Raw genomic sequence first — 13984 nt, 5'->3', positions numbered from 1 at the left:
CATGAAAATGCACTGAATAGTCGTTGCAAACAGTGTGCTGGTGCTCTTCAAAAAGATGAGAGAACTGAAAAACAGAAGGGAACAGCAAGGCAAACACCAAGAAAGGCGTTATAAAATGCTTGCTAATTTCGTTCTTCAATAACATTATTCGTTCCTAATTAAAAACCCTAATCTTAAACTACGCAACATCTTCTTTTCAAATTCCCAAAAGAAGGTATACTCACCAAATAACCACCCAAATAGTACTAATAATACTTGGTAAAGCGGAAAAATGATCACTATACGAACTGACCAATAGAGTGCCCAGCCCATTTCTCTGGTAATCCCTACCCAGCTTGTTAAGGGTCCTGCAAATTTTGCAGCAGTACTACCTGTGATGGCGAACACCACAAAAATAACAAAAAGCTGCCAGTTAGAGTTGATGTTCCAACGTTCTTTCAAATGCTTCATCGCAGCCGCTGCCTGTATTTTTGTTCGAAGTATTGAAAATAATTATAGAGCAGGTAATTTACCTCATGACCGTAATCTATATTCGATCTATATTCGATCTCCTGTGGGTACAGTGTTCTTGAAAATGACAAATTGCGAACGCGGTTGTTGTATTCCAGCACGTAGAAATAATTGCGGTTTTCCAAATAGCTTGTTTCATAATAAGATCGAGGGGGTTGTGTGATCAACCAAGCATCGAAACCTGGCTCAATGATTAGGATCTCATATTCTAAGCTGTCATTAGCGATACGAATGGTATCTGATGTGCCGCTCGTTAAAGTATCTCCCTTCATTGCAGACTTGCTAGAATCGCAGCTGTAAATACCAAGAGCGAGGATACATAAAACTAAAAAGAATCTCATAGTATACATTTTCATAAAATTACAAAAGGTTCTTGTTCGTGTGAATGATTTTAACGGGCTTTAACATAAAAAAACCACGCAAGGCGTGGTTAAAGGTTTTTTTATGAATTTATTATCTTCCGAAGAGACCTCCAAGAAGCCCTCCCTTTTTAGATTTATTCCCGCCGCCAAGCACCATACCTGCAATATCATCGACCACGCTACCGTCGCCATCGCCATCTAACAATGTTTCAATAAGACTCTGCTGCTTCTTTTGCTGCCTTCGTCCGCCCCCTAACAGGCCTCCGAGTAAACTGTCTAATCCCGACTCCGATTGTACGTTTTGCTGTCGCTTTTCTTTCCCCAGATATCCTAAGACAATAGGAGCAAGAACAGCTAAGATTTGCATGACAGAATTGCTGTCTACACCCGACTTTTTTGAAATAGCGCCTACTACATTATCTTGAGAACCGCCCAATACATGCCCTAAGATACCGAGTCCGTCGATCTTTACCTCTTCATCGACACCGCCACCAAAAAGCCCTCCAAGGTTATCTAATATACTCCCGTCATGCTTTGCGTTCAAGGCATTCATTAATCCGGAAGCACCCTCTGATTTCGAGGTATTTCTTTTCATGGCACCCATTAATAAAGGGAGAGCCATGGAGACGACTGCTGCGGTCTTATCTTCGGGCTGGTTTGTTTCGTTACTTACCCCATTGATTATTTGTCTTCCAAGATCACTTTGGATTAAATCTACTAGGCCTGCCATATATTTTGTTTTTAGTTAAAGTATAAAAGTATGTAACTATCTGGTGGCAGGCTTTAAGATTGCCACGATCTGTTCTGCCAACTCGGTGCCAATTCGGTCTTGAGCCTCGTCTGTAGCCGCCCCGATATGAGGGCTCAATGAGATCTTTTCATTCATAAGAACTTTAATAGCAGGAGTGGGTTCCTGTTCGAAGGTGTCCAGACCGGCGAAAGAAAGTTGTCCGCTATCCAGTGCTTCAATAAGTGCTACTTCATCGATAACACCGCCACGGGCAGCGTTTATTATGGCCGCTCCCTTCTTCATTTGACCTATTTCCTTGCGTCCAATTATATAGTCTTTTTGTGCAGGAACATGAAGGGTGATGAAATCACTGTGTTTTATTAATTCTGAAACCGGTTCTGTCTTGATCTTTAATGTAATTTCTTGTCCGTCGTAAAACTTTAATGTTATATCTGCTTCTCCTACATGACTGTCACTGGCGATCACCTTCATACCGCAGCCCAATGCAATTTTTGCTACTTCACGTCCGATACGACCAAATCCAATGATACCGATGGTTTTTCCGCGCAATTCACTTCCGCCGGCATAACTCTTCTTAAGGTCTTTGAAACGGCTGTCTCCATCCAAAGGCATGTTTCTGTTTGCATCATGCAGGAAGCGTACGCCTCCAAAAAGATGGGCAAAGACAAGTTCCGCCACCGACGAAGAAGAGGCAGCTGGGGTATTGATCACCTCTATTCCTTTCTCACGGGCATAGGCCACATCTATATTGTCCATTCCAACACCACCCCGGCCAATCACTTTAATTGAAGGACAAGCGTCGATCACGTCTTTTCGAACTTGAGTGGCACTGCGAACCAGAATAACGTCAATGGAATGCTCGTTTATAAAGTTAATGAGTTGTTCTTGTGCGACTTTGGTGGTGATCACCTCAAAACCTTCTTTTTCCAATGCTTCGATTCCGGACTTTGAAATGCCGTCGTTCGCTAATACTTTCATAATACGTGTTAATTTTTAATTTTTTCTCTGGTGTTATTGTTTCGTTTAGACAGTTTTAATTTGTCCGTTCTAATTCCTGCATTACATCTACCAACACCTGCACGCTTTCCAAAGGTAAGGCGTTGTACATAGAAGCGCGATAGCCCCCAACACTGCGATGCCCGTTCAGTCCATTGATGCCGGCCTCTTTCCAAAGGTTGTCGAAGCGGTCTTTTTGGGCACTGTCGGTTAGATTGAAGGTTGCATTCATTTTCGATCGGTCATCTTTATTCGCAACGAATCCTTCGAACAAAGGGTTGCGATCTATTTCATTATAGAGTAGCCCTGCTTTTTGGTTGTTTATTTTTTCAATGGCAGCCACTCCTCCCATGTCCTTTAACCATTCTAACGTTAACATGGAGACATACACCGGGAATACCGCCGGGGTATTGAACATGCTTTCTTTGCCAATGTGAACTTTGTAATCCAACATAGAAGGGATCTTTCTCGAAACCTTCCCTAAAATATCTTCTTTTACAACAACCAAGGTAGTTCCCGCCGGGCCCATATTTTTTTGAGCCCCTGCGTATATAAGTGCAAATTTTGAGAAATCCAATTGCCTTGAAAAGATGTCACTGCTCATATCACATACCATAGGCGCTTTTATATCCGGGAAACTTTGTATTTGGGTGCCAAAGATGGTATTGTTACTGGTACAATGAAAATAATCGACGCTTGAAGGCACCTCATAATTTTTTGGTATGTAGTTGAAATTACTTTCTTTAGAAGAAGCTACTTCAACAATATCTCCAAGCAGCTTTGCTTCTTTTATGGCCTTATCGCTCCACGTACCTGTATTCAAATAGGCAGCTTTATTCTCCAATAAATTATAAGCTACCATTAGAAATTCTAAACTGGCACCTCCTTGTAAGAATAATGCTTGATAGCCTTTATTCTGGAGTCCCAGATGCTCGAGGGCCAAGGCACGTGCTCGGTCCATCACAGCTACAAAATCTTTACTGCGATGTGAGATTTCTATGAGTGAGAGATCCAAGCCGTTAAAGTTCAAGACTGCTTCTGAAGCTTTCTGCATTACCGACTGCGGGAGGATACACGGACCGGCACTAAAATTATGTTTTTTCATTGAATGTGAATGTTTTGCGATACAAAGATGTAAATTCTAACAGCAAATGGGGTTAATATATTGATAATTTATTAAGATAATTTCAACAGGAATGTGAGGGTGTCCACGCCATCGGCGTAGTCCCATAAACGAGGTGTTTGTGCCTCGCCAAAAGGTATGTCGTCTTTAGAAACGATACATTGAATATAATCATCCTGTGCATTCAGTGTTTTGCGTACTGCCGAAACATCTGTGTACGATTCCCAAAAAACGACGGAGATAGGTGAGGAGAAGCCTGTGTCGTTCTTCAGCAAAAGAAACTCATTGTCCAAAAGGTCCATCCCGCTCATGAGATAAACCGCTTTATTGTAATCGTAATTATTGATGTATTTCGTGTTATAGATAATGTCTTTCCAGGAATACATAGCCTTAAAGAAAGAGTCGAAATTATAGCCTTGAGGAACATAGATCTTAGATACATTGCGGCATCCCAGTCCGAAATACCTGAAAATATCATTGGCCAGGTGTTCTAATTGCTCCTGCGTTTCGTCACCTGTAAGAATAGCGACAGCATTTCGGTTCTTTCGGATGATGTGCGGATACTTTCCAAAGTAATATTCAAAGTACCGTGCCGTATTATCACTTCCGGTAGCAATCACTGCGTCAAAATCCTGCAGTTTTCCTTCGGAAAAGGTTATCATTTCATCAAACTCCGGTTCTACGGCAACCAAATAAGATGCCAGATAAGGCAGTAGTTGCTTGTCGTTAGAGGATAGTTTACCAAGAAAGCGATGCCCCGAGATCAATACGGAAAGGAAATCGTGAAAACCTACTAAGGGTATGTTTCCGGCCATGATAACGGCAATCGTCTTGGAAGGTGTATTATTGAAGGTATACGCAGATAGCCAGGTTTTGATCTGTGATTCGGAAAGTGCTTCAGACCAACTTTTACAGGCAAACCGAAGGTTTTCAGGAGTAAACCAGCCGTTGTGGTGCTGTGCTTCTTGCAAACGTTGCTGCATTCCGAAGAAAAATTCAGAATTAAATGGTATATCTTGCTTCATCTCAGCATTTTCCTCACCAAATTGGTCCAGAAACCGGCCTAGTGTACTAAATGCGTTAATTCTTTGTTGTAATTGCATACGAAGTTTGGAGTTGCCCTTTATAGACCTTAAATTTGCGGCAAAGTTAGAAAAAGAAATACCGATGGCCATTATAATAACAGATGAATGTATTAATTGCGGAGCTTGTGAGCCGGAATGCCCAAATACTGCGATCTATGAAGGAGCAGATGACTGGCGCTATGCAGATGGAACCGATCTGGAAGGAAAGGTTGTACTTCCTAATGGAAAGGCTGTGGATGCCGGTGAAACGCAAGAACCTATAAGTGATGAAATATATTACATAGTTCCCGATAAATGTACCGAGTGTAAAGGATTCCATGATGAACCGCAATGTGCGGCTGTTTGTCCGGTGGATTGTTGCGTGCCGGACGAGGATCATGTAGAAAGTGAAGAAGTCCTGTTGGGCAAACAGGCATTCTTACACCATAAGGAATAGCGTTATAATACAGAAAATGTCATCCTCGTTCCTTTACAGGAAGTCTCTGGATGACATTTTCTTTTTGTTGCGAGGGCGTTTTGGCCTCAAGTTACATTTTATCTTTCTTCATGACCTTTGTTTCTGCCGGGTCCAACTTGTATATGGTGTATACAATGGAATCGGTTTGAGGATCATAACTTTCCACTACAAAATGTCCGTTCTGGTTAAAATAACCAAATGAGTTATCTCCGTTTTGAGACATTAAATAGTATCCTTTTTGTGACGACGGACGTATTACTGCATATTCCATAGGTTTCGTGTCGTCTTCTGTCATGGTCATCAATTGAAAACCATTGGTAGAATGTGGCTCGAAGCGGTATGAAACACCATCATTGGAATAATTCACATCTGTTTTCACCTGGACCGGCTCCATGACAGTATTGAAATTGTGTTTTCCATCGAAACTGGTTAGTGCCAAATCCTGACTCTGTTTGGTCGTAACTTCCTTCGTTGTAACGTCCATTCCTTTACTGTCCTTAACGGTAGTTTTTGTTACCGTGGTGGTCGTTTTTTCGTTCTCGTTCTGAGTTACCTGCGAAAACGCAGTTGTACACGCTGCTAAAGCGAATACCATTAATATCTTCTTCATAATAGTTTCAGTTTTAGTTTTGATTAATACTTAATTAAAAGTACAGTAGACGAATGTTAAATACCGATAACGGCATGATAAGACTTTCCTAAACTTTTTTGAACCACCCAGTAATTATCTTAATTTTTCTTAAAATATAGGTTTTGAAGTGGCTGTGGTGCCTCATATATCAAATCCGCAGTTTTTCGTACTTTAGACACATGCCCGCTTGGTTAAACATTCTTATTACGGTACTTGCCATATATATTGGTATTAGTATAGCCCTGTATTATCTTCAGGAATACTTCTTATTCAAGCCCGAAAAATTACCCAAAGATTTTAAATTCTACTACGACAACCAGATCGTGGAAGAATACAATCTGGAGACGCGCGATGGTGCGACCATCAATGGCTTGCATTTTCGGGTCAAGAATCCGCGTGGGGTAGTGATGTACTTAAAAGGAAATTCAAAAAGTATTAAAGGGTGGGGGAAATTTGCTGTAGATTTCACACGAAACAAGTACGATGTTATCATGGTCGATTACCGCGGTTTTGGGAAAAGTACCGGAAAACGCTCTCAAAAAGCGATTAAAAACGATCTACAGTATGTTTACAACACCATACGAGAGCGCGTGGACGAAAAATATATAATTCTGTATGGCAGATCTCTGGGGTCCGGCTTTGCTACAAAGCTTGCCTCGATGAACAACCCGAAAATGTTGATACTCGATGCCCCTTATTACAGTCTTTCCAAGGTAACAGGTCGTTACATGCCCTTTATGCCTTTGTCTATTATCATGCGTTATCCGCTGCCTACTTATAAATGGCTAAAATATGTAAACTGTCCGGTACGTATTATTCATGGAACCCAAGACAAGCTCATACCATTTAGCAGCAGTGTAAAGCTCTCACAGATCAAACCAAAGCAAACCCGGCTGTACCCTGTAATAGGTGGAGGGCACAAGAACCTGAACAATTTTGAGGAATACCATAAGATCTTGGAAGAGATCATCACAGCAAAGGATGCTAATATAGATCTTTCCACTACAAGCCTTCATGTTAAACATTCAGCGAAAAAATAAGATGGGATATTTCAAAAAAGCACTCATCGTTATTCTATCGGCGCTCCTGCTTTCCCTTACATTACTTTATGCTATGCAAACAAAACTTCTTTTTCATCCCACCCAACTGCCGCAGGATTACACGTACACTTTTAAAGAACCTTTTGAAGAGCTTTTCTTGGAGACTCAAGATGGGGCACGCCTCAATGCCCTTCATTTTAAAACAGACTCTCCCAAAGGAGTGATTCTATATTTTCACGGAAATGCGGGCGATCTTTCCCGATGGGGCGATATAACAACATATTTTCTTCCTTTTGGATATGATGTCTTGGTCATGGATTACCGAACTTTTGGGAAAAGTACCGGAAAACTTTCCGAAGAAAACCTTTACGAGGATGCGCAACTCTGGTATGAGCATTTACTGAAAAAATGGCCCGAAGAAGCCATTGTCGTATACGGGCGTTCCCTTGGAACTACTTTGGCGACTTATGTGGCGGCAAAGAATAACCCCAATCAACTTATTTTGGAAACCCCCTTTTACAGTATGACCGATGTAGCGCAACGCCGATTTCCGATACTGCCAGTAAAATACTTGCTGAAATTTAATTTTCCTACCTACTCGTTTACAGGAAACATCGAGTGTCCTATAGTGATATTTCATGGAACCAATGATGCCGTGGTACCGTATGCTTCAGCAAAAGATCTTGAAAGTCAATTTCCCGAAGCACTGGTATCGTTCGTCACCATTCCGAAGGGAGCCCATAATAACCTTGTGGAATTTGAAGAGTACCAGGCGGCGATTGCTGAGGTATTAAACTAAAAAGCCCTCGAAACATCGAGGGCTTTTTGTGGAGTGACGTATTTAATGACAGCGATTAGTTGTCTTTTTTAAGCTTGGCCATTCCTTTTGGACGGCTTTCCAGTTTCTTCCTATTCTCAAGCATTTGCGCCTCGAGTTCTTTCTTTTTTGCGGCTAAAGCAGCTTTTTCAGCTTCCGCTTTTTCAAATTCTGCTTTTTTTGAAGCTTCCAGGTCGTTCTCCAACGTTTTCTTCTTTACGGCAACCATTGCCTTGTTTGTAGTGTTTTCTTCGTTGGCTTCGGCAACTACCGCTGTCTTGTCGGCATTTTTGGTGATCACTTTTGCTTCTTGGTTCACCGCTCCGTTCTCTTCCACCTCGATGACATCGATATCGGCTTTGGTCTCTTCAACTACTTTAGTGACAACCTTGTCATTATCTGTCATTGTGACCTTTTTGACGATGGTCTTTTGTTGTATATCCTTATTTTCTTGCGCCTGCATGGTAAAAGTTCCCATGGCAAGCAGACAAAGTATTCCCATTAATTTTTTCATGATCCGGTTTTTTAGATTATTGAAGTAAAAGTAGCTAAGGACTTGTTAAAAGTCTGCCAATTTCAAGTCAAAGTTTTCCTATATTTTAGGATAAAAGTTCCCATGAAAATTCTGCCGATTTCTTTTTCTGAAACCCTATATTTGCACCCTCAAAACAAATTATAATGAAAGCAGGGATCGTAGGATTGCCCAACGTAGGGAAATCCACTCTTTTTAATTGTTTGTCGAACGCTAAAGCACAGAGTGCAAACTTTCCGTTCTGTACCATAGAACCCAATATAGGTGTTGTAAACGTGCCGGATGAACGTTTGGTGAAGTTGGAAGAAATGGTAAAACCCGAGCGAGTGATACCGGCTACTGTCGAGATCGTTGATATCGCAGGTTTGGTAAAAGGAGCGAGCAAAGGAGAAGGGTTAGGGAATCAGTTTCTCGGAAATATTCGTGAGACCGATGCGATCTTGCATGTCTTGCGATGCTTTGACAATGACAATATTGTTCATGTAGACGGTAGCGTGAACCCCATTCGGGATAAGGAGACCATAGATATCGAGTTACAATTGAAAGATCTGGAGACGGTCGAGAAAAAGCTGGAAAAGGTAAAAAGAGCTTCCCGTACCGGAAATAAGGAGGCCGTTAAAGAAGAAGCGGCACTTCAAAAGATAAAGACGGGATTGGAAGCAGGTATTTCTGTTCGTGCCATAGACTTGTCTGCCGAGGAGCGTGAAGATTTTGTAAAACCGTTACAATTCATTACCGACAAACCTGTAATGTATGTCTGTAATGTGGATGAGAATTCGGCTGCTAATGGAAATGCCTATGTGGAGCAGGTCAAAGAAGCAGTTGCCAATGAGAACGCCGAAGTGATCGTTCTGGCTGTTGGTACTGAAGCCGATATTACAGAGCTGGAAACTTTTGAAGAGCGACAACTTTTTCTGGAGGATCTGGGATTGCAGGAACCCGGTTCGGCAAAGTTGATACGTGGGGCCTATAAATTATTAGACCTTCAAACCTACTTTACAGCAGGTGTAAAAGAAGTGCGTGCATGGACCATTCCGGTAGGGGCGACGGCACCTCAAGCAGCCGGCGTGATACATACCGATTTCGAAAAAGGGTTTATTCGTGCGGAGGTTATTAAATACAGTGATTATGTGACCTTTGGAAGCGAAGCGAAAGTGAAGGAAGCAGGAAAGATGGGGGTAGAAGGTAAAGAATATATTGTTCAAGACGGGGATGTGATGCATTTCCGCTTTAATGTATAACAGAAAAAGCAGCGTTATTGCTGCTTTTTTATTTCAGTAAAATTTAAAACTTTTAAAATGTAAGTCGTAGCGCCATCCCGCGATACGCATCCCCGGTCATATTATTTCTGCCTACTGAGGGATATACTGAAAGGTTGTCATTTTTCTTTTTATGTAATTCAGGAACAAGGATTCCTGTAGCCGCTCCTAATACGTATCCAAGGGTAACATCGGTTAAAAAATGCTGCCCTGCCTCGATCCTTAAATAAGCCACCACTGCAGGTACAGTAGCTGCCCCGGCCCAGACCCAGGCTTTTCCGGCTGCATCAGGATTGAAATCGCTGTAAACCTTCGCTGCAAAAAAAGTAGCCGTAGCGGAAGCTGCCACATGTCCTGCGTAGAAAGAGCGTTGACCATTATTAGACAATCGTCGCGACATGGAAGTATCGCCGCTATCATCATACACATACGGTCGTGACCTGTCAATAAGGCCAGCCGTAAACGAATACATGGTGGCGGTTGTGGCGAGCGTTTCAATGTATAATACTGCGATCTGACCGGTATGATCGTTTATTTCATCGTCGAATAGAAGTAAAAACGGAGATCCAAAAGAAAAGGCAAAGGGAATGTCACTTAGTTTACTTGCAGACTCCGAATGGTTTCCGGCAGCCCATCTGTCAATCCCGTTAATGTCATCAATATTCAAGTTATTGAACTCCTCAAGGGTAAGATCATCTTTGTTCTGTATTATAAGGAGCCCACCTGCGCTCCCGGCAAGACCTAAGCCTGTCCAGATCGCATCTGTTGTCCAATCTAATTCATATGGAGAGCCATTTTCTTGAGCAAATGACCGAAACTGCGTAGCGAGTGCCATAATAATAGTGATGGCTAGTATTGTTGTTTTCTTCATATCTCAAATATAGATAAGGCACCTTGGGTTTCATTTTGGTTTAACATTTCCTTAGTTGAATTTTAGGGAATGATTCGGAAATGATATCTTCGTGATCATGGAACATTTTAACCTTCAAGGCAAGAAGTGGTGGGTACTCGGAGCTATTTTCATAGTATTGCTGCTGGAGTTTCTGTTGTTTATGGATCGACCCTTCTTTTGGGATGCTCTTACCAAAGCGCAACGTGCTAACTGGCTTTATACGCACGATTTTTCCCAACTTGTGGTTCCAACCGACTTAAATTCGGGGCACCCTCCTTTGTGGATCGGAGGGATCGCTCTTTTCTGGACGATCTTCGGAAAGGCGCTCTGGTCTGCAAGGCTACTATTACTTCTTGTGAATCTTGGGGTGTGCTATCAACTGTGGATCATGTTATGTCGTTTTTTCGGAAAGGAAGTACCTTGGTGGTTAATGCTTCTTGTTTTTATAGAACCCACCTTTCTGGCGCAAACCACAAGCCTTAACAACGACATGCTTCTTTTATTTTTTACTTTGTTAGGCTTAAATAGCTTGCTTGCAAACAAGTGGAATTGGTATGCGCTTGCCTTAAGTGGCATTCTACTCACCAACTTACGCGGTATCTATATTTTTATAGCTCTTACGGTGCTTCATGTTATATTGGTTAGAAAAGACCTGCTGGTGTATCAAAGCAAGATGCTTAGAGGGTATCTCATTGGTCTCTTCGTGTTCCTGATGTTCCTCATCTATCAATACGTAATCCTTGGCTGGGTCATTATCACGCCAAACCCTCATTATTCCGGTCACAGGGAAGCGGTTCCTGTGCGCAGTGTGTTAAAGAACACTGTGGTGTTTATAAAGAGCATTCTGGAAAATGGACGGCTGTTGGTGTGGATACCACTGTTTCTGTTACTTTGGCGTTCTTTCCGAAGGAAAACAGTGCTGTCTGCTTCTATACGTTCGCTGCTGTTGGTCTTATCGGTTTTTCTTGTTGTTTTCTTTTTGGGTTTTGTGCCGTTCAGCAACCCTATTGGTCCGCGCTATTTAATGGTCTGTTACTTGCTGGCAGGGGTATTGTTCATTAAGCTCCTCTATGAGTTGCCTGTAAAGGGATACCTTCGGAAGGGTTTGTTGGTCGCTATGGTGATTGGGTATGTAAGTGGCCACTTTTGGATCTATCCGCCCACCATTGCACAAGCCTGGGACAGTTCTTTGGCCTACGTACGCTACGACGCTGTAGAGGAGGACATGCTGGAGTATATCTCAAAAAAGAATATCCCTGTTTCTGAAATAGGTTCGCAGCTTCGCATGAACTTTAGGAAGATCGCAGCCGCAGATGCTTCAGATGTGAAGGACCTTTATTTTGCAACTCCAAACTTAGATGTCAATCCGTATTACTTGTTCTCCAACATCGAGAATGCCACTTCAGACGAAGAGATACGGGAACTTCAGCAACATTGGGAAGTGATAAAGAACATCGATCACTGCGGGGTATTCATCACCCTTTATAAAAATCCGGAATTTTAAAAAAGAGTGTCTTCTTCTGTTCAAAACTTAGCTTTATATCCATGCGTGATTGCTATATTTTCTTAACAATGACACCGTATTTATTGTTAATTACTTTCCCTTTTTAAGGTTTCCATTTTGTAGCTGAAACCCTATATTTAGGCACATTCAAGAAAAATCATGTCACAAACACAATACACAGAAGATAACATACGCTCGCTGGATTGGAAGGAGCATATTCGTATGCGTCCGGGTATGTATATTGGTAAATTGGGCGACGGTTCGTCACCCGATGATGGCATTTATATATTGCTGAAAGAGGTCATAGATAACTGTATCGACGAATTTGTGATGGGCGCAGGGAAGACCATTGAGATCCGGATCAAGGATAAAGAAGTGAAAGTTCGCGATTATGGGAGGGGAATTCCCTTGGGTAAGGTCGTGGACGTGGTTTCCAAAATGAACACCGGTGGGAAGTATGATACGCGCGCCTTTAAAAAATCGGTGGGGCTTAATGGGGTAGGAACCAAGGCCGTAAATGCGTTGTCCTCTTTCTTTCGAGTAGAATCGGTTCGAGACAACCAAATAAAATATGCCCAGTTTAGTCAAGGGGAGCTTACTGAAGATTCAGAAATAGAAGAAAGTTCAAAACGCAAAGGTACCAAGGTGATTTTTTCACCGGATGAGAGCATTTTTAAGAATTTCAAATTCCGAAGCGAATACGTCGCAAAGATGCTTAAAAATTACGTTTACCTTAATCCCGGGTTGACGATCGATTTTAACGGTGAGAAGTTCTTTTCGGAAAACGGGCTGAAAGACCTGCTGGAAGATAACATGTCTAAAGAAGATATGTTATATCCCGTGATCCATTTAAAAGGAGACGACATTGAGATCGCGCTTACACACAGTAAAACCCAATACAGCGAAGAATATCACAGCTTTGTTAACGGGCAGAACACAACCCAAGGAGGAACGCACTTAGCGGCCTTTAGGGAGAGTATCGTAAAGACCATTAGGGAATACTTCGGAAAGAACTATGACGCCAGCGATGTGCGCAAATCGATCGTAGCGGCGATCAGCATTAAAGTGATGGAACCCGTTTTTGAGAGTCAGACGAAAACAAAGCTCGGTTCTACAGATATGGGAGGGAAGCTGCCAACCGTTCGTACCTATATCAATGATTTCATAAAAACGCAACTTGACAATTACCTTCATAAAAATACCGATATCGCCGAAAAGATCCAGCGGAAGATCATGCAGGCCGAACGGGAGCGTAAGGAGCTATCCGGTATCCGAAAGCTCGCAAAGGACCGTGCAAAGAAAGCAAGTTTGCACAACAAAAAACTGCGTGATTGTCGCGTTCATTTTGGAGATATTAAGAACGAACGAAATTTAGAGAGCACCTTGTTCATTACCGAGGGAGATTCGGCAAGCGGAAGTATAACCAAAAGCAGGGATGTCAATACGCAGGCGGTTTTCAGCTTAAAAGGAAAACCACTCAATTGCTACGGTCTCACAAAGAAGATCGTGTATGAGAATGAGGAATTCAACCTGTTGCAGGCAGCCTTGAATATAGAAGAGTCTATGGAGGACCTGCGCTATAACAACATTGTGATCGCAACCGATGCCGATGTCGATGGGATGCACATTCGTTTGTTGCTTATTACATTCTTCCTTCAGTTTTTTCCCGAGATAATCAAGGAAGGGCATTTGTATATCCTTCAGACGCCTTTGTTCCGTGTGCGAAATAAAAAAGAAACGATCTACTGTTATTCCGAAGAAGAACGCATTGCGGCGATTGAAAAACTTCGACCAAAACCGGAGATCACCCGATTTAAAGGTTTGGGCGAGATCTCTCCGGACGAGTTTGTGCATTTTATTGGGGAAGACATACGTCTCGACCCTGTAATGCTGGACAAGTCGATGAGCATAGAAGAATTGTTGTCTTTTTACATGGGCAAGAACACGCCCGACAGACAAGAGTTTATCATCGATAATCTAAAAGTTGAACTGGACAAAGTTGAAGCCTGATGGGATTGTTGTATG

Annotated in this window: 15 protein-coding genes; 6 read left to right on the top strand and 9 right to left on the bottom strand. The window is 42.2% G+C overall.

Going from position 1 to position 13984, the window contains the following annotated elements; genetic code table 11:
• Positions 1–144 precede the first annotated feature (144 nt).
• From JS40_RS03605 to JS40_RS03580, 6 genes are all read right to left on the bottom strand, one after another.
• Positions 145–450 (bottom strand): DUF6787 family protein, encoded by a 306-nt coding sequence (locus tag JS40_RS03605; RefSeq protein WP_034258458.1) that lies wholly within the window; start codon positions 448–450, stop codon positions 145–147.
• Positions 447–851, bottom strand: a complete 405-nt coding sequence (locus JS40_RS03600) for a DUF6146 family protein (protein WP_034258456.1) — start codon at positions 849–851, stop codon at positions 447–449. Before JS40_RS03600 ends, JS40_RS03605 begins: the two co-directional genes overlap by 4 nt.
• Before the next feature lie 112 nt (positions 852–963).
• Positions 964–1602 carry a DUF937 domain-containing protein gene (locus tag JS40_RS03595; protein WP_034258454.1) on the bottom strand — a complete coding sequence of 213 codons (639 nt, stop codon included), beginning with the start codon at positions 1600–1602 and terminating at the stop codon, positions 964–966.
• A 36-nt stretch (positions 1603–1638) separates the two neighbouring features.
• Entirely contained in the window at positions 1639–2601 is a 963-nt protein-coding gene (locus JS40_RS03590; protein WP_034258453.1) for a D-2-hydroxyacid dehydrogenase, read from the bottom strand.
• 55 nt (positions 2602–2656) lie between these two features.
• Positions 2657–3724 (bottom strand): 3-phosphoserine/phosphohydroxythreonine transaminase, encoded by a 1068-nt coding sequence (gene serC, locus JS40_RS03585; RefSeq protein WP_034258452.1) that lies wholly within the window; start codon positions 3722–3724, stop codon positions 2657–2659.
• Positions 3725–3795: 71 nt separating this feature from the next.
• The gene (locus JS40_RS03580; RefSeq protein ID WP_034258451.1) at positions 3796–4845 is read right to left on the bottom strand and encodes an acyl-CoA reductase; all 1050 of its coding nucleotides are present in this window, start codon (positions 4843–4845) and stop codon (positions 3796–3798) included.
• Between the two features lie 64 nt (positions 4846–4909).
• Between JS40_RS03580 and JS40_RS03575 the strand changes: the two genes are divergently transcribed.
• Complete coding sequence (locus JS40_RS03575) at positions 4910–5263, top strand: 4Fe-4S dicluster domain-containing protein (RefSeq protein WP_034262030.1); 354 nt, start codon at positions 4910–4912, stop codon at positions 5261–5263.
• A gap of 91 nt (positions 5264–5354) precedes the next feature.
• Here the strand turns inward: JS40_RS03575 and JS40_RS03570 are convergent, their stop codons facing one another.
• Positions 5355–5894, bottom strand: coding sequence for a hypothetical protein (locus JS40_RS03570; RefSeq protein ID WP_034258450.1), 540 nt, complete (start codon positions 5892–5894; stop codon positions 5355–5357).
• 200 nt (positions 5895–6094) lie between these two features.
• On the opposite strand from JS40_RS03570, the gene JS40_RS03565 reads away from it, so the two are divergent.
• Complete coding sequence (locus tag JS40_RS03565) at positions 6095–6955, top strand: alpha/beta hydrolase (protein WP_034258449.1); 861 nt, start codon at positions 6095–6097, stop codon at positions 6953–6955.
• 1 nt (position 6956) lies between these two features.
• Positions 6957–7754 carry an alpha/beta hydrolase gene (locus tag JS40_RS03560; protein ID WP_034262027.1) on the top strand — a complete coding sequence of 266 codons (798 nt, stop codon included), beginning with the start codon at positions 6957–6959 and terminating at the stop codon, positions 7752–7754.
• Between the two features lie 55 nt (positions 7755–7809).
• Here the strand turns inward: JS40_RS03560 and JS40_RS03555 are convergent, their stop codons facing one another.
• On the bottom strand, positions 7810–8286 hold the full coding sequence (locus tag JS40_RS03555) for a hypothetical protein (RefSeq protein ID WP_034258447.1): 477 nt from the start codon (positions 8284–8286) through the stop codon (positions 7810–7812).
• Between the two features lie 164 nt (positions 8287–8450).
• On the opposite strand from JS40_RS03555, the gene ychF reads away from it, so the two are divergent.
• Positions 8451–9545 carry a redox-regulated ATPase YchF gene (gene ychF / locus JS40_RS03550; protein WP_034258445.1) on the top strand — a complete coding sequence of 365 codons (1095 nt, stop codon included), beginning with the start codon at positions 8451–8453 and terminating at the stop codon, positions 9543–9545.
• Between the two features lie 52 nt (positions 9546–9597).
• Here the strand turns inward: ychF and JS40_RS03545 are convergent, their stop codons facing one another.
• Positions 9598–10434, bottom strand: coding sequence for a phosphatase PAP2 family protein (locus JS40_RS03545; RefSeq protein WP_034258444.1), 837 nt, complete (start codon positions 10432–10434; stop codon positions 9598–9600).
• 97 nt (positions 10435–10531) lie between these two features.
• Here JS40_RS03545 and JS40_RS03540 point away from each other — a divergent pair, with 97 nt between their 5' ends.
• Positions 10532–11959 (top strand): glycosyltransferase family 39 protein, encoded by a 1428-nt coding sequence (locus JS40_RS03540; RefSeq protein ID WP_034258442.1) that lies wholly within the window; start codon positions 10532–10534, stop codon positions 11957–11959.
• A 159-nt stretch (positions 11960–12118) separates the two neighbouring features.
• Positions 12119–13969 carry a DNA topoisomerase IV subunit B gene (locus JS40_RS03535; protein ID WP_034258440.1) on the top strand — a complete coding sequence of 617 codons (1851 nt, stop codon included), beginning with the start codon at positions 12119–12121 and terminating at the stop codon, positions 13967–13969.
• The last annotated feature ends 15 nt before the right edge of the window (positions 13970–13984 follow it).

Source organism: Altibacter lentus (assembly GCF_000746845.1).
Taxonomy (GTDB): Bacteria; Bacteroidota; Bacteroidia; order Flavobacteriales; family Flavobacteriaceae; genus Altibacter; species Altibacter lentus.
This window is presented reverse-complemented; position numbering and strand designations above follow the sequence as displayed.

Bases quoted from the DNA above. Each gene is read 5' to 3' on its own strand.
- JS40_RS03580 (WP_034258451.1), bottom strand. From the start codon at position 4,845: ATGCAATTACAACAAAGAATTAACGCATTTAGTACACTAGGCCGGTTT.
- JS40_RS03540 (WP_034258442.1), top strand. From the start codon at position 10,532: ATGGAACATTTTAACCTTCAAGGCAAGAAGTGGTGGGTACTCGGAGCT.
- serC (WP_034258452.1), bottom strand. From the start codon at position 3,724: ATGAAAAAACATAATTTTAGTGCCGGTCCGTGTATCCTCCCGCAGTCG.
- JS40_RS03560 (WP_034262027.1), top strand. From the start codon at position 6,957: ATGGGATATTTCAAAAAAGCACTCATCGTTATTCTATCGGCGCTCCTG.
- JS40_RS03595 (WP_034258454.1), bottom strand. From the start codon at position 1,602: ATGGCAGGCCTAGTAGATTTAATCCAAAGTGATCTTGGAAGACAAATA.
- JS40_RS03545 (WP_034258444.1), bottom strand. From the start codon at position 10,434: ATGAAGAAAACAACAATACTAGCCATCACTATTATTATGGCACTCGCT.
- JS40_RS03555 (WP_034258447.1), bottom strand. From the start codon at position 8,286: ATGAAAAAATTAATGGGAATACTTTGTCTGCTTGCCATGGGAACTTTT.
- JS40_RS03535 (WP_034258440.1), top strand. From the start codon at position 12,119: ATGTCACAAACACAATACACAGAAGATAACATACGCTCGCTGGATTGG.
- JS40_RS03605 (WP_034258458.1), bottom strand. From the start codon at position 450: ATGAAGCATTTGAAAGAACGTTGGAACATCAACTCTAACTGGCAGCTT.
- ychF (WP_034258445.1), top strand. From the start codon at position 8,451: ATGAAAGCAGGGATCGTAGGATTGCCCAACGTAGGGAAATCCACTCTT.
- JS40_RS03575 (WP_034262030.1), top strand. From the start codon at position 4,910: ATGGCCATTATAATAACAGATGAATGTATTAATTGCGGAGCTTGTGAG.
- JS40_RS03590 (WP_034258453.1), bottom strand. From the start codon at position 2,601: ATGAAAGTATTAGCGAACGACGGCATTTCAAAGTCCGGAATCGAAGCA.
- JS40_RS03600 (WP_034258456.1), bottom strand. From the start codon at position 851: ATGAGATTCTTTTTAGTTTTATGTATCCTCGCTCTTGGTATTTACAGC.
- JS40_RS03565 (WP_034258449.1), top strand. From the start codon at position 6,095: ATGCCCGCTTGGTTAAACATTCTTATTACGGTACTTGCCATATATATT.
- JS40_RS03570 (WP_034258450.1), bottom strand. From the start codon at position 5,894: ATGAAGAAGATATTAATGGTATTCGCTTTAGCAGCGTGTACAACTGCG.